Source organism: Hymenobacter arcticus, from assembly GCF_054779975.1.
The window spans coordinates 170,161-184,678 of record NZ_BAAGXF010000001.1 but is presented as its reverse complement, the minus strand read 5'-3'; the positions used below and the strand labels follow the sequence as shown (position 1 = coordinate 184,678).

Annotated in this window: 16 protein-coding genes; 10 read left to right on the top strand and 6 right to left on the bottom strand. The window is 61.3% G+C overall.

What is annotated here, in order from left to right; genetic code table 11:
• Positions 1-100: 100 nt before the first annotated feature.
• Positions 101-1,123 (bottom strand): aldo/keto reductase, encoded by a 1,023-nt coding sequence (locus tag ACYVGC_RS00805; RefSeq protein WP_460581873.1) that lies wholly within the window; start codon positions 1,121-1,123, stop codon positions 101-103.
• A 241-nt stretch (positions 1,124-1,364) separates the two neighbouring features.
• Between ACYVGC_RS00805 and ACYVGC_RS00800 the strand changes: the two genes are divergently transcribed.
• Positions 1,365-2,201, top strand: a complete 837-nt coding sequence (locus ACYVGC_RS00800; protein ID WP_460581872.1) for a Rossmann-fold NAD(P)-binding domain-containing protein — start codon at positions 1,365-1,367, stop codon at positions 2,199-2,201.
• A gap of 95 nt (positions 2,202-2,296) precedes the next feature.
• Here ACYVGC_RS00800 and ACYVGC_RS00795 read toward each other — a convergent pair whose 3' ends face one another.
• Positions 2,297-3,613: a hypothetical protein gene (locus ACYVGC_RS00795; protein ID WP_460581871.1), complete on the bottom strand. Its 1,317-nt coding sequence runs from the start codon at positions 3,611-3,613 to the stop codon at positions 2,297-2,299.
• Between the two features lie 174 nt (positions 3,614-3,787).
• On the opposite strand from ACYVGC_RS00795, the gene ACYVGC_RS00790 reads away from it, so the two are divergent.
• The 6 genes from ACYVGC_RS00790 to ACYVGC_RS00765 all read left to right on the top strand — a co-directional run bounded on the left by ACYVGC_RS00790 (position 3,788) and on the right by ACYVGC_RS00765 (position 10,291).
• Positions 3,788-5,191 carry an AAA family ATPase gene (locus ACYVGC_RS00790; protein WP_460581870.1) on the top strand — a complete coding sequence of 468 codons (1,404 nt, stop codon included), beginning with the start codon at positions 3,788-3,790 and terminating at the stop codon, positions 5,189-5,191.
• Complete coding sequence (locus tag ACYVGC_RS00785; protein WP_460581869.1) at positions 5,188-5,721, top strand: hypothetical protein; 534 nt, start codon at positions 5,188-5,190, stop codon at positions 5,719-5,721. The genes ACYVGC_RS00790 and ACYVGC_RS00785 overlap by 4 nt, the downstream gene beginning before the upstream one ends.
• A 149-nt stretch (positions 5,722-5,870) precedes the next feature.
• Positions 5,871-7,571 (top strand): S8 family peptidase, encoded by a 1,701-nt coding sequence (locus ACYVGC_RS00780; protein WP_460581868.1) that lies wholly within the window; start codon positions 5,871-5,873, stop codon positions 7,569-7,571.
• A 50-nt stretch (positions 7,572-7,621) separates the two neighbouring features.
• Positions 7,622-8,614, top strand: coding sequence for a YitT family protein (locus ACYVGC_RS00775; protein WP_460581867.1), 993 nt, complete (start codon positions 7,622-7,624; stop codon positions 8,612-8,614).
• Positions 8,615-8,724: 110 nt separating this feature from the next.
• Positions 8,725-9,558, top strand: coding sequence for an MOSC domain-containing protein (locus ACYVGC_RS00770; RefSeq protein ID WP_460581866.1), 834 nt, complete (start codon positions 8,725-8,727; stop codon positions 9,556-9,558).
• Between the two features lie 40 nt (positions 9,559-9,598).
• A complete protein-coding gene (locus ACYVGC_RS00765) occupies positions 9,599-10,291 on the top strand; it encodes a DUF2461 domain-containing protein (RefSeq protein ID WP_460581865.1) in 693 nt (230 codons plus the stop codon).
• Here the strand turns inward: ACYVGC_RS00765 and ACYVGC_RS00760 are convergent.
• Positions 10,288-10,911 carry a deoxynucleoside kinase gene (locus ACYVGC_RS00760; protein WP_460581864.1) on the bottom strand — a complete coding sequence of 208 codons (624 nt, stop codon included), beginning with the start codon at positions 10,909-10,911 and terminating at the stop codon, positions 10,288-10,290. The two genes, ACYVGC_RS00765 and ACYVGC_RS00760, sit on opposite strands and share 4 nt — an antisense overlap.
• Positions 10,912-10,991: 80 nt before the next feature.
• Between ACYVGC_RS00760 and ACYVGC_RS00755 the strand changes: the two genes are divergently transcribed.
• The gene (locus ACYVGC_RS00755) at positions 10,992-11,213 is read left to right on the top strand and encodes a hypothetical protein (protein WP_460581863.1); all 222 of its coding nucleotides are present in this window, start codon (positions 10,992-10,994) and stop codon (positions 11,211-11,213) included.
• 236 nt (positions 11,214-11,449) lie between these two features.
• Here the strand turns inward: ACYVGC_RS00755 and ACYVGC_RS00750 are convergent, their stop codons facing one another.
• Positions 11,450-11,938: a hypothetical protein gene (locus tag ACYVGC_RS00750; protein WP_460581862.1), complete on the bottom strand. Its 489-nt coding sequence runs from the start codon at positions 11,936-11,938 to the stop codon at positions 11,450-11,452.
• Between the two features lie 147 nt (positions 11,939-12,085).
• On the opposite strand from ACYVGC_RS00750, the gene ACYVGC_RS00745 reads away from it, so the two are divergent.
• The gene (locus ACYVGC_RS00745; protein WP_460581861.1) at positions 12,086-12,610 is read left to right on the top strand and encodes a GNAT family N-acetyltransferase; all 525 of its coding nucleotides are present in this window, start codon (positions 12,086-12,088) and stop codon (positions 12,608-12,610) included.
• A 39-nt stretch (positions 12,611-12,649) separates the two neighbouring features.
• Complete coding sequence (locus tag ACYVGC_RS00740) at positions 12,650-12,880, top strand: CDGSH iron-sulfur domain-containing protein (protein ID WP_460581860.1); 231 nt, start codon at positions 12,650-12,652, stop codon at positions 12,878-12,880.
• Between the two features lie 115 nt (positions 12,881-12,995).
• Here the strand turns inward: ACYVGC_RS00740 and ACYVGC_RS00735 are convergent, their stop codons facing one another.
• Together ACYVGC_RS00735 and ACYVGC_RS00730 are read right to left on the bottom strand one after the other, a co-directional pair.
• Positions 12,996-13,370 carry a hypothetical protein gene (locus ACYVGC_RS00735; protein ID WP_460581859.1) on the bottom strand — a complete coding sequence of 125 codons (375 nt, stop codon included), beginning with the start codon at positions 13,368-13,370 and terminating at the stop codon, positions 12,996-12,998.
• Between the two features lie 54 nt (positions 13,371-13,424).
• Positions 13,425-14,468, bottom strand: coding sequence for a hypothetical protein (locus ACYVGC_RS00730; protein ID WP_460581858.1), 1,044 nt, complete (start codon positions 14,466-14,468; stop codon positions 13,425-13,427).
• Positions 14,469-14,518 lie beyond the last annotated feature (50 nt).

Sequence of the window (14,518 nt, the reverse complement as noted above, 5' to 3'; positions counted from 1 at the left end):
TGAAAAAGGCCCGCAGCAACGCTACGAGCCTTTTTCGTTAGCCAATATTCGGGCCAGCGGCCTGCCACCCAGCCGGGCACCCACCCGTGCCCGCGGCGGCTTAGGCCTGGCGGTCGCCCTTCGTAAATTCCAGCATCCAGCCGGGGTATTCGGGCGCGAGCTTGCTCACTTCATCCAGCTCCTTCAGCTCCTCGGGGGTAAACTGCACGTCCACGGCCGTGAGGTTGTCTTCGAGCTGGTCCATTTTTTTGGCCCCGATGATGACGGTGCTCACCACCGGCTGGTGCAGCAGCCAGGCCAGCGCCAGCGCCGCTACCGTGGTGCCTTTAGCCTCGGCCATGGGGCGCAGCTTGTCGAGGATGTCGAATGCCAGGTCTTTGTTAACGGGCGGGAAGTCGAACCCGCTGCCGCGGCGGCCTTCGGCCTGTTGGTTTTCGCGGGTGTACTTACCGCTAAGGAAGCCGCCGGCCAGCGGGCTCCACACCATGAGGCCTGCTTTTTGGTCGAGCAGCAGGGGTACTAACTCGCGCTCCAGCTCGCGGCCCGCAATGGTGTAGTAGGCTTGCAGCGACACGTATTTTTCGAGGTGCTGCTGCTGCGACACGCCGAGGGCCTTCATCAGCTGCCAGGCAGCCAAGTTGCTGGCCCCGATGTAGCGCACCTTGCCTTGGCGCACGAGGTCGTCGAGGGCGCGCAGGGTTTCTTCCCAGGGCGTGAGCGGGTCGAAGCTGTGCGTCTGGTAAAGGTCGATGTAGTCGGTTTTGAGGCGCTTGAGGCTGGCCTCGGCCTGGTCCATAATGTGCTTGCGGGTGAGGCCGGCGTCGTTGGGGCCGTCGCCCATTTTGCCGCGCACTTTGGTGGCGAGCACCACGTCGTGGCGGCTGATGCCGAGGTTGTGCAGCGCCTGGCCGGTCATTTCCTCCGAGTGGCCCTCGGTGTACACGTTGGCCGTGTCGATGAAGTTGATGCCCGCCTCGATGGAGCGCTTGGTGAGCGCGTCGGCCCCAGCCTGGTCTACGCCGTTGATGGCGGCAAAGCGCCCGCCCGAACTGCCAAAAGTCATGGTGCCCAGGCATAATTCAGATACTTTGAGGCCCGTATTGCCCAGCAGGTTATATTTCATGGAAAAGGAAGAAGGTTTAGCTACCTAACGCAATTTCCTGCCTTAGGGTACGTGTCCCGGTCCGCCGACGAAGCCGGCCGACCGGTTGTCGCGTGAACGATACCTGCCCGACTGGCCAGGCGGCACTCACGTCAACCGGTCGGCCGGCTCCGCTGGCGGAGCCGGCCGACCGGTTGACCAGGGATGGCCCGCGGCTATCTTGCGCCGCGCCGGGCCGCCCAGTTGGCCGCCCGCGCAGCGCATGCAGCAACCCACAGTTCTAATCACCGGCGGCACCAGCGGTATCGGCCGTGCCACGGCCCTGCGCTTTGCCCGCGCGGGCTACGTGGTCGTTATCACCGCGCGCACAGCGGCGCGAGGCCAGGCCACCGTAGCCGCAATTAGCGCCCGCACCAGCAACCCGCAGGTGCGCTACCTGATGGGCGAGCTGGGCACCATTGAAGGCTGCCAGGCGCTGGTAGCGCGTATTCTGCAAGAAGTACCTGATTTGCAAATTCTTATCAATAACGCCGGCGTATTCATGACCAAGCGCGTGCTGAACGCCGATGGTTTCGAAACCAACTTCATGGTCAACTATCTGGCCCCCTTCATCCTAAGCACGGGCCTGGTGGAATTGCTGGCCCGCAACGCGCCCAGCCGCATCCTCACCGTGAACACCGGCCTGCATCTGCGCGGCCACTTCGACCTGGCCCGCACGCCCGCTGGCCTCGACTTCGGCGCCCGCGCCAGCTACCGCAACACCAAGCTGGCCAACGCGTTATTCACGGTAGAGCTGGCCGGCCGCGTGCGCCTCCGCGGCATTACGGTGAATGCCCTGAGCCCCGGCCTCTACAACACCCGCGTGCTGAAAGTAACGGGCTGGTTGCGCGTAGCCGTGCGGGTGGGTGGGGCATTTTTGGGCCTGGTGCAGCCCATTGCGCGCTCGGGCAAAGCCCCCTTTTACTTGGCCACCGCGCCGGAGCTGGCGGCCGTAACGGGCGCATACTTCGACCAGCAGGAACTGGCTGTCTTTGCGCCGCAAGCGGCGGATGCGGCGTTGCGGGAGAGGTTGTGGGAGCAGACGCTGGGGTGGCTCTGAGGTAGCGTGGACTCTGTGAGTCCGCGCGTGGGGGGCGTTGAAGCGTCGTTCGCCTTTTGTGCCACGCGCGGACTCGCAGAGTCCACGCTACCTCCTTAATACAGCTTGAACAACGGCTTCACATTAGCCAGTACCTCGCCAAACCGCTCCGAAGCCCGCGCCTGCTGGTAAGTTTCGGCGGCGTCGTGGGCGCGGCGGGTTTCATCGGCAATAACCTTGGTGGCGCGGTCGGCCTTGATGAGGCCATCCTGCTGGCCCTGCGCAATGGCCGCCCGAATGGCGGCGCTGTACTGGCTGGTGATAACGGGCAGGCGGTCGGTGAGGCTCTGGAGCTGGGCGGCGAGCTGCACGGCGGCCTCGGCCGAGTTGTTGGCGGGTGTGAGGTAGCCGTCGGGGTCGAGGATGTCGCCCTGGTTTTGGGCGCGGGCAAAGGCCTGGTCGAGCGAAGCAAAGCGGGCGTTGAGCTTATCGGCCACGTAGCTGCTCATGTGGCTGATGTTGCCCACGTCGAGCGAGTTGGTGGCCGGCTGCCCGGCCGGCGGTGCGGTGTAGTAAGCGGCTATATCTTCTTGGTAAGCAACTAGTTGTGTATAGGGCCGGTAAAGCTGGCTGAGCTGGTGTTGCAGCACCGTTAGCTCATTATCCAGGGTGAGCAGGGCGGTCTGGTTGTCGGCCCGCGCCGCGTCGAGGGTGCTGAAAAAGTTGAGCGTCGGCCGCAGGCCCGTCTCAATCAGCTTGACCTGCTCGGGCGTGAAGCCGTCGCTGCTGAGGCTGCTGGCGCGCACGCTGGTGAGCAGCTGGCCCACGGCGTTGAGCATGGGCCCCACCGTGGGCACGGCCGACACGTAGGCGGTTTGGCTGAGGTGGGCGGCCAGGTCCACCAGGCGGCGGCCCTTGTTTTTGTCCACGGCCTTGTTGGCCACCAGCGTTTTGGTGTACTCCACCAGCGAAAGGCCCAGCGGGTTGCTGTCGGTGGGTGAGCTGAGGGCCGCCTGCTCGTTGGCGTTGCGCAGGGCCTGGGTGAGGGCGCGCAGCTGCGTGAGGCGGCTGTGGCTCACCAGCAGCAGGTCGGCGGTGGCGCGCACGTTGGTCTTGGCCAGCGTGAAGCGGGTGCTCTGGCTCAGCTTCTGGCCCGCCAGAAAGCTGGTAAACTTGCCGCCCAGGTCGCTGTACATACGCTGCTGCTGGCGGTAGGCTATGCGCAGGCTATCTACGCGCCGCGTGAGCAGCTGCACCGTGGCCTGGGCCTGGGCGGTGGCCTCATCGGGGGCCGGGCGGGCGCTGGCGGGCGGTAGGGTAGGGGCAGCCAGCGCCGAAGCTGCCGCGGGCGGCGCAGTTTGGGCCCGCAGCGGGCCCGCCAGTAGCCCAAGCAAGAAACACGGAAGGAGCGGCCGAAGCACGGCGGTAGTCATAAACAGCAACGCGTAAGAGGAGGGGTAAAACGAAGATAACGTGGCGGCGTGGGCCCCAGGTGAAGCACTGGCCCCGCTACTCGCCGCCGGCCCATAACAAAAAAGAAGCCATTGCCCGAAGCTATGGCTTTAGTTAGCTGTGGACGTGCGGTAGCCGGCCCCGTACTTTGCCGCATGGCTACCAAACGTACCCCGACTACCCCGCCACCATCCGCGCCGGCCCGCCCGCCCTACATGCTCATCGAAGAAATTCGGGTGCAGGGCTACAAGTCGCTGGTAGATGCCACGCTGCACGTGCGGCCCCTCACGCTGCTGGCCGGTACCAATAGCTCGGGCAAGTCGAGCATTATGCAGCCGCTGTTATTAATTAAGCAGACGATGGAAGCGCCGTATCAGCCGGCTGGGGCGCTCGTGTTGGATGGATCGCACGTGCAGGCAGAAACGGCCGGGGAGTTGGTGAGTAAAAATATCAGTGGCAAATCAAAGGGCGAAGTTGAGTTAAGAATTATAGGTAATGAAGTAATACTTGATAAAACTGATGCGGAGTCAGGCGCGATTCATATGATTTATGCCGCTATAGAACAAGAATTTAGTATTGTTTACCAAGAAACTATTGATAACAAGCAAAAGCGTTTTGAACTATTTGGCGTTGAGAAAGACAAAAAGAAAGTAGCACAGTGGTTGTATGATGAATTAGGAGTCTTCGATGATAGAATACTCAAAGAGGGTGTAAAAGAAATTACTTCTTTTATAAATGGTTTTTTGCAATTAAAACTGGTTGATAATCAAGGTAAAGTATTAGCTAATGTGCATTCATCTTCTTTGCTTGAAAATTCAATTGCAGCGCTAATGCATATTCCAGGTCTACGTGGTGCACCCCGTCGAAACTATTCTGCTACTACCTTTCGCAATCAGATAAAAGGTACATTCGACCTCTATGCTGCTGGTACTATTAGCCAATGGCAGCAGCAGAACAATGCCGAAACTCTTGCCCAGTTAAACGAATATCTTCAACGTCTCGGCCTCTCAAATGCAGTTAAAGCGAAGGTGAAAAATGCGAATGAGATAGAACTAAGTGTGAATCGTTTGCCAGTTGTGGGTAGGAGAGAGCCTAAGAAGTTTGAGAGAAAGTCAGACATGGTAAATATTGCCGACGTGGGCATCGGCGTATCGCAGGTGCTGCCGATACTGGTGGCCCTCATTGCGGCGCAGGAGGGGCAAATTGTCTATGTGGAGCAGCCCGAGTTGCACCTGCATCCTCGCGCCCAGGTGGCCATGGGCGAGCTACTGGCCGAAGCCGCCAACCGGGGCGTGCGCGTCATTGTGGAAACGCACAGCAGCCTGCTGCTGCTGACGGTGCAAACGCTGATTGCGCAGGGCAAAATTGCCAATACCGATGTGGGCCTGCACTGGTTTACCCGCGATGCGAAAGGAGCCAGCCAAGTGCAATACGTGCAGCCCGACGAGGATGGCGCGTACGGCGCGTGGCCCGAAGACTTCAGCGAAATAGAATTAAAGGCGCAGGACGCCTACCTCACGGCGGTAGGCTTGCGGCAGTTTGGGGAGGCCGCGCAATGAGGCTATCCGGTAATTCGCGCCGCATCGTGGTAGACACCAATGTAGCCCGCTCGGCCAGCGCTAGCGTTCATCCAACGTCAGATGCTTGCCGGGCCGTGTTGGAAACCATGCTGGCCCAGCAGCACCAGGTAGTGCTGTCGCCAACGCAGTACCAAGAGTGGCTAAAGCACCAGTCGGGGTTTGCCAAAACCTGGCTGGCTTCCATGCTGCGTAAGAAGCTGTATGTGGTGCTACGGCCCGAGCCGGACAGCGGCATCACCGCCCGTGTGCATCAATTGGACTGCACCGCTAAGGCGCGCGCCGAAATGATAAAGGATGTGCACCTGCTGGAAAACGCGCTGGAAACTGACCACGCGGTAGTATCACAGGAAACCAACGTGCTGGCCTTATTTACGACGCACGCGCAGCTACTGCAAATACCCCGCCCGGTGGCCTGGGTAAATCCGGTAGCGGATAAAAATGCCTGCGTAGCCTGGCTCGAAGCGGGCGCGGTCGTTAAGAAAGTTCGCTGCGTGCCAGCCGGGCTCTGATTAACGTGTCCTTTAACGTTCTCATCCGGAATTTCTTAGCGAAGCGCCGAAGGTACTAGCTGGCCCCGAGCGCAACGCCCGGCGACGTTGGCTCGTCTAATAGGCACAGCGGCCGCTACCTATTTTTGAGGCTGCTTTTATTCTCTCTAATGCGCTCCACCCAACTTGCTACCTGGCCGCGCCTTGCGCTGGCCGCCTCCCTGCTCTTACCCGCCGCCACCCAGGCCCAAACCCTGCCGAGCGCCGGGGCCCCCGCTACGCCCGCCGCCCCGGCCGGCCCCACCGTAGCGGAGGCTGCCCAGGCCCAGTGGTACCTGCGCGACCCGCAGCTCGACAAAACGCCCGGCACCGGCACCACCCGCGCCTACGCCGAGCTGCTGAAAGGCCGCGTGCCCACCGCCGTCATCGTGGCCGTTATCGACTCGGGCATCGACACGGCGCACGTGGACCTCAAGCCCATTCTGTGGCGCAACCCCGGCGAAATTCCCGGCAACGGCATCGACGACGATAAGAACGGCTATATCGACGATGTGCATGGCTGGAATTTTCTGGGCGGGAAGGACGGCCGCAATATCTCGGTCGAAACCCTCGAAGTAACCCGCGTGGTGGGCAAGCTGGGCCCGCGCTTTGCGGGCAAAACCAGCGCGCAGATAAAAGCCGCCGACAAGGCCGACTACGCCACGTATCTGCGGGCCAAAAAAGCCTACGACGCCAAGCGCAAAGAGCTGACCAGCGGCTTGGCCCAGGCCGACCAAATGACTGGCCCGCTCACCCAAATGACCGACGCGCTCAAGGAAAAGCTGAACGTGACGCGCCTCGACACGGCCACCATGCGCAAGGCCGCCGCCCAGGTAACCGATACCGAAATAAAAGCCCTGCTCACCTCGCTCTACCAAAACATGAAGCAGGGTGGCATCGCCGACACCGACGCCCTGCTGGCCGAGCTCAACAGCGAGCTGAAAGACCAGCGCGAGCAGCTCGACTACAGCCTGAACCCCAAGTTCAACGCCCGCGCCGACATTGTGAAGGACAACCCCGACGACGTAACCCAGCGCAACTACGGCAACAACGACGTGACTGGCCCCGACGCCCTGCACGGTACCCACGTAGCAGGCATTATTGCCGCCGTGCGCACCAATGACATTGGTATTCAGGGTATTGCGGGTGCGCCGGTGCGCGTGATGAGCGTGCGCGCCGTGCCCAACGGCGACGAGCGCGATAAGGACGTGGCCAACGCTATCCGCTACGCCGTGGACAACGGCGCGCAGATTATCAACATGAGCTTCGGCAAGGAGTTTTCGCCCCAGCGCCCTGCCGTAGAAGCCGCCTACAAGTACGCGGCTACCAAGAATGTGCTGCTGGTGCATGCCGCTGGCAATGAAGATGATAACCTGGACGTGAACCCGCATTACCCAGCTTCCTTCTACCTCGATGGCTCGGTGCCGCCCAACCTGCTTACGGTAGGGGCCTCGGGCCCGGCCGACGACGAGAACCTACCCGCCAGCTTCAGCAACTACTCCAAGCGCCAGGTCGATGTGTTTGCGCCCGGTGTGGGCATTTATTCCACGCTGCCCGGCAACAAATACGGCTCCGAGAGTGGCACCAGTATGGCCTCGCCCGTCACGGCCGGCGTGGCCGCGGTGCTCAAGTCATATTATCCCAGCCTCACGGCCGCCGACCTCAAGCGCATCATTCGGCAGTCGGCGCAGGTGCACCACACCCAGGTATTAATACCCGGCGCCGATGGCAAGAAGGCCGATTTTAGTACCTTGTCGGTGACCGGCGGTATCGTCGATTTGTACGCCGCGCTGCAATTGGCAGCGCAGCTGGAGAGCACTAAAACGAAATAAACCTCGGTAGGAACCCGACTTTTTGCGTAAGCCAACCCATGCTTGCTCAATTGTCTGTCTTACAAAGAATCCGCGTGTTGCGGGCCAGCGCCGCGGCTACCCCAGGCGCCGCTTCGGAAGAGGCGCTGGCCACCATTGCCAATCACCCGGCCATGGCCGACAACCACGCACCCCAATCGTCCGACTCGGGGCTGCGGCAGCAGTTGCGCAGTATCCTGTACTTGGTGGCCGGGGTGGGCTCGGCGGCGCTGGGCTTGGAGTCTTTTATCCTGCCTAGCGGCTTGTTCGACGGCGGGGTTACGGGCATTTCGCTGCTCGCAGCGCGCTTTATCCCGTTGCCCCTCTCGGTGTTTCTGGTAGCGCTCAATATACCCTTTATCTGGCTGGGCTACAAGCAATTGGGTAAAGATTTTGCCATTCGGGCGTTGCTGGCCATTCTGGCGCTGGCTATTGTGCTGGAAACTGTGCACTTCCCGGTCGTGACGCAGGACAAGATGCTGATTGCCGTGTTTGGTGGCTTCTTTTTGGGGGCGGGCATCGGGCTGGCCATGCGCGGCGGCGGCGTGCTCGACGGCACCGAAATACTGGCTGTGTACCTCAGCCGCAAAGCCAGCCTCAGCGTGGGCGACTTTGTGCTGGTGCTCAATATTCTCATCTTCATCATCGTGGCCGTGGTGCTCGACGTGCCCACCGCGCTCTATTCCATTCTCACCTACCTGGCCGCCTCCAAAACCATTGAGTTTGTGGTCAATGGCATTGAAGAATACACGGGCGTCACCATCATTTCGGAGCACAGCGATGCCATTCGGCGCGCCCTCACCGAGCGCCTCGGCCGGGGCGTTACGGTGTACGCTGGCCACCGTGGCTACGGCTCGCGCGGCGAGCAGCCCAGCCCCATTGACATCGTGTTCACGGTAGTTACGCGGCTGGAAGTCACCCAGGTTACCGACGAGGTGAACCGCATTGACTCCAAGGCCTTCATGATTATGCATAGCGTAAATGATGCGAAGGGCGGCATGGTAAAGAAGCGGGCGCTGCACTAGTATTGAATCAGGAATAAAGAAGCAGGGGGACGGCAGAATTGTCACGTGACTATTCTGCCGTCCCCCTGCTTCTTTATTCCCTATGGAAGCGCAGCTTACTTTTGTAGTCTATGTCTGCTTTTTCTGCTCCGCTCACGCTTACCGGTCTTATTATTTACCCCGTCAAGTCGCTGGGCGGCATTAGCCTGCCGGCGGCTGAGCTCACGCCGCAGGGCCTGCGCCACGACCGCCGCTGGCTGATAGTGGACGAGCGCAACCGCTTCCTCACCCAGCGCGAGCACGCCAGCATGGCGCTGCTGGCCGTAGAGGCGGCCCACAACGGCTTTTTGCTGCGCCACCGCCAGCGGCCCGAGCTGCTGCCGCTCTACATCCCGTTTGAGGCCACGCCCGATAAGACGCTGTTTGTCAGCATCTGGGATGATGTGGTGTTTGCGTGGCGCGGTACCGCCGCCGCCGATGAGTGGCTGAGCGAGGCTCTGGGCCAGCCCTGCAAGCTGGTGTACATGTCCGACATGGCCCGCCGCGAAGTGGAGCCCGACCAGCCCGAGCTGAACCCCGCCGGCACGCTCGTGAGCTTCGCCGACGGTTACCCCTACCTGCTGGCCACCGAGGAATCCTTGGCCAAGCTCAACGAGCAGCTCACCGAGCCCGTGCCCATGGACCGCTTCCGGCCCAACTTCATCGTGCGCGGCGCGCCCGCCGATGCGGAGCTGGAATGGACTGATTTTCAGATTAATGGCCAGGCCTTCCGGTCGGTGCGCGGCTGCGGACGCTGCGTCGTTACTACCATCGACCAAGCCACCGCCCAGAAAAACCTCACTGGCGAGCCGTTGCGCACGCTGGCCACCTACCGCAAGCCGGCCAGCAAGGTGCTTTTTGGCCAAAACGTGACGGGCCCCCTCACCGGCCGCGTGCAAGTAGGTGATACCGTGGTGCTAAGCTAGCGGCCCCAACTTCCGCCCGCTGGCTGCGTTTAGAAGCCGCATGGATAACGCGTTCGTACTGGATTTTTTGCGCCAGCTGGCGGCCAACAATAACACGGTCTGGATGCAGGACCACCGCGCCGAATACCTGCGCGCCCGTGACTGTTTCGCCGGCCTCGTGGCGGAAGTTATTCGCCGGGCCGGGCCCGGCATCCCCGAAATAGCCGACCTCACGCCGACCCAGGCCATGTTTCGGCTGCATAAAAACGACCGGAGCCAGACCGACCCCGAGCCCTACAAGCGCCGCCTGGGCGCGGGCCTGGTGCCGGGCGGGCGACACGCACTGCGCGCCGGCTACTTCCTGGCTCTGATGCCTGGCGGCGGCTCGTGGCTGCGCGCCGGGCGCTTCTCACCCACGCCGGCCGAGCTGGCGGCCATCCGGCAGGAAATCCACTACGACAGCGCGGGCTTTCACCGCTGCCTGGCCGACCCGGCGCTGCGTCAGCACTTCCCCAATGGCTTGGATACAAGCGGGGCGCAACTCACGCGCCCGCCGCGCGGCTACGCCGCCACCGACCCCGATTTGCCTTACCTCAAGCTCAAGACCTTTGGCGTAGTGCACCTTTTTAGCGACGCCGAGGTGCTGGCCCCCGGCTTTGTTGACCGCGTGGTGGCCGGCATGGCGGCGGCCCGGCCGTGGGTGGCGTTTCTTAACGGTGCCCTGGAGGAAGTGCCGGCCCCTCAGAAAGATTAAAACAAGCCAAATAGCTTGTTATCAATGCGTTCGATAATGGAGCCCAGGTCCTCGGGGTTGCGCACGTAGTCGAGCTCGTTGACGTCGATGATGAGCAGCTTACCGTACTTGTAGCTGGCAATCCACTGCTCGTAGTGCTCGTTGAGGTTTTTGAGGTACTCGATGCTGATGGAGTTCTCGTAGTCGCGGCCGCGCTTCTCAATCTGGCCGATGAGCTTGGGCAGGTCGGCCCGCAGGTAGAGTAGTAAGTCGGGCGGGTTCACGAGGTCTATCATGCTCTCAAACAGCGCATAGTAGTTGTTATAATCGCGCCCGGCCAGCAGGCCCGACTGGTGCAGGTTGGCCGCAAAAATGTGCGCATCCTCGTAAATGGTGCGGTCCTGAATTACGCTTTTGCCCTCCTGCACCAACTCCTTGATGCGGCGCGTCTGGCGAAAGCGGCCGTTCAGAAAGTACACCTGCAAGTGGAAAGCCCACCGCGGCATGTCGGCGTAGAAGTCTTTAAGATACGGGTTATCTGCTACTTCTTCCAGGAATACTTCCCAACGAAAATGTTGGGCTAACTTGTGGGCCAGCGTTGTTTTGCCGGCCCCGATGTTGCCGACGATAGCAATGTGCATACGATAAGAATAACTGTAGGCGGTTCGAAAGGGACGTCAAAGGTAAGCGTCGCATGAGCCTACCTTCTTCCCTGTCCGCTATGACTGTACTTCCGCCTGTTGCCTCCGCCACCCGCTTGCTGCGCCTGCCCGATGCGCACGGGGCGTTGCTGGCTGATTTTGATTTTTACCCGGAGCACGACCTGCTGCACATCAGCTGGCACGGCCACCTCACCGCCGAGGCCGTGGTACGGGGGGCCAAAGCGGGCATGCTGCTGTTTGCCAGCGGCATGCTGCCGCGCCGTCTGCTCAGCAACCACTAGGCCGTGACCGGCGAGTGGGGCGAGGCCCTGCCCTGGCTGCACTACGAGTGGCTGCCCGAGGCCAGCGCGCGCGGCGTGCAAGTGCTGGCTTCGGGCAGCCACTCGTAGTGCAGCCAACTGATAAATTTTCCGGGCAGCCACGAATTCATTGCCGCGCCGTCACGCACGAGCTGCGGGCCCGGTCGTTTCGGCACGTGGAGCCGGCGTTGCAGTGGCTGGCGCAGCGCTAGCCGGGGCTACTCGTTCACGCGGTCTTTCACGCGGCGGGCCCCTTGCAGCGTTCGAAACTCGCCCTGGTAGGTGCGCACCGTGAGGCGGTCGTCGAGGGGTAGCTCCTGGCGCACGGTTTCGTAGCGAGTGTTGAGGCGGGTGAGGGCGGCGCTGGCCTCATCCCAGTCCGGGGCGCTCCACTGGCGGCGCTGGGCACGAGTAGCATCCAGGAAGCGGCTGTACACGTCCAGTATTTGGTTGGCAGGTAGGCGGTTAACGTCAATGCTCTCGTGCATTATTTTGGTGAGCCCCGGGTCGGCATTGGCTACGAAGCGGCGCGTAGTGCCAGCGGCGGCGGCCGTGCGGGGCACCGAGGCGTGGGGGCGGCCTCCTACCAGTTCGCCGCTGCGAAGCAGGCTGTCTTGACGGGAATTTTGGGCGGCGGCTAGTAGGGGTAAGGCGGCCAATAACAAGGCGGCGGTGGCATGGCGAAGGCAAAAATTAAGCTTATTCATGGGGCTAACTACGAAGTTGGAGGGAAAACGCTTTGCGAAATGCGGGCCAACCTGGTGCTACCCTAACGCCCGGCGGCCGCCCTGCGTATGCCAATGCAGCTAGTAAGTCGGTTTTTTGCCCGACCTTCGTTTGATTCTTCGTTGCTTATGCCTCCCCGCACTACCCCGGTTCCGCCGGCCACCCCCTTGCACATTCAGCCCGCCACCGAGCAGGATATTCCCACCATCATTGCGCTGGCCGAGGCCACCTGGGAGCCCACCTACCGCTTCATCATCTCGAAGGAGCAGATTGACTACATGTACCGCGTCATCTACACGCCGGCCTCGCTGCGCCGCCAGATGCGCGACCAGAACCACCAGTTTTTGCTGGCCTACGTGGATGGCCACCCCGGCGGCTTTGCCTCGTACTCCGAGAAGCCGGAGAGCGTGTACCACCTCAATAAAATCTACGTGCTGCCCTCGCACCAGGGCCAGGGCCTGGGCCAGCACCTCGTGCAAGCCGTGGTAGCCGCCGTGCGCCAGGCCGGTGGCCAGGCCCTGGAGCTCAACGTGAACCGCCACAACCCCGCCCTATCCTTCTACGAGCGCCAGGGCTTTGCCCAGCACCGCGAAGAGGATATCGCCATCGGCCCGTACTGGATGAACGATTACGTACTTCGCAAAGACTTGTAAATCAATAGTTTAACTTATCATCTTTTTACTTCAACCCCAATGGCTACCAAACTTACCGTCCTCTCCAATGGCTCGCTCCGCGTGGAAGGCGAAGACATTCAACTCGTTGATGCCCAGGGCAATGCCTACGGTCTCGGCGGCCGCGAGCGCATCAGCATCTGCCGTTGCGGGCTGAGCGCCCAGAAGCCCTTCTGCGACGGCTCGCACAAGGGGCATTTCGAGCACCCCGCCGTGGCGTTTGATTTGCCCGCGCCGAAGCCGGCCGTGTAAGCTACCCGCTCATGCTGAAAGCAAAAAGGTCATTACCCTAAGCTGGGTAATGACCTTTTTGCTTTCAGCATGAGCGATATTAATTTCACCGGGTTGCGACTGCGGTCCTAGGTAATTACGGCGCGGCTTGGGCAGCAGCCAGCCCATTTAGCAAGGTCACCACCGCTGCCGGGTCAGCCACTTCGATGATTAGCTGGTTGTATTTCTCATCGGCCAGGTCCACTACAATAGCATTTTCGCGGTGCTGCACGTCCATAAAAGTGGGCTTGTTATCAGCCGTATTGCACAAGTAAAACGTGCCGGCTTTCAGCAGGCCCGGCACGTGCGTGCCCGGTGCCCGAAACCCCCAGGCGCGTGCGGCTTCCGGGTCGTGCCGGGCACTTTTAATATGGGCGCTTGGAATGCGCAGCTCGCTGCGAAACGCCCAGAGCTTATGCCAGCCCTCCACGGTGAAAAGAACGGTATCGGCCTCTGAATGAACAATTACCATGACAACTACTGAGTAAATGGTACGCGTTACTTTATCGGCCGGCCCGCAAATGCATTACAGCGATGCGCCCAGCGTTTTGGGCCCCAGCATTAGCCACAGATTCAGGCGCACCACGTCGCCCATCGAGTCGCAATTATCAAATTTTTGGGTGCGGTGGTAGCGGTTGAGAGCCTCACGCAGCTCCTCCACTTTGTCGGCGGGGGCCAGCTCCTGGCGGCGCATTACGTCGAGCAGGGCCTTGAGACGGTGGCGCTCGGCGCGGGCGCGGCGGGCCATGAGGGTGCGCTCCTCGGTTTGGTACTGGCGCATGGTGCTGGGCTTGAGCAGGCGGGCGCACAGCTCCACCACGGGGCCGTTGTCTTTGAAAAACTGCGGCACGTACATAGCGCGGCGGCCCTCGTAGCTCTGCTGGTCGAAGTCGATGGCCCGCACCCGGTACTGCTCGTCCTCGAAGTCGGGCGTCACGTCGATAACGTAGTTGTAGGCCCGCATATCGCCCAGCAGCCGGGCAAAGCAGCGCTCATTAAACTTCACAAACTCCTTGGCAATCCGCACCTGATTGAGGTGTGGCTGGTTGAGCCGCAGCCGGATAAAGTCGTCGCCCGGGATGCCAGCAATGTGCTCCTCCACCAGCGTATTACCGCTGTCTACCAAGAAGTTCATGGAGTTGGGCGACAGCAAATGCTCCAGCTCCAGGCCGTAGAGGCGCGAGGCGTCGGCCTGCTTCACGTAGAAGTAGTCGTAGTTGTCGTTGAGTTGGTTGAGGATGCGCACCCGAAACGGGTGCGAGTTGCCAAAGCGGCAGTAGTCGATGCGGTCGGCCAGCAGGTCGTCGGCAAACGACAAGTCGCCGGCCGTTTTGAGCAGCGCGTACACCTGCACCAGGCCCTGACTCAGTTCCAGCATGTTCTGCGGCTCGTAAAAAACGGTTTGCCACAGCGTGTCCTTGCCTGCCCGGTCGAGCAGCGCAAACGAGTTGCTGAAGCGCAGCAAATCGGCGTAGCTCACCGGCAGCGGCGCCTCGCGGTCGTAGTCGCGCAGGTACTGGCGCAGGGCCGGCGTGAGCGGGTAGCTGGGCTTTTTGCGGGAGATATTCATTTTTTTCATTTGTCATTGCGAGCGCAACGCAGTAGAGCGCGGCAATCTTT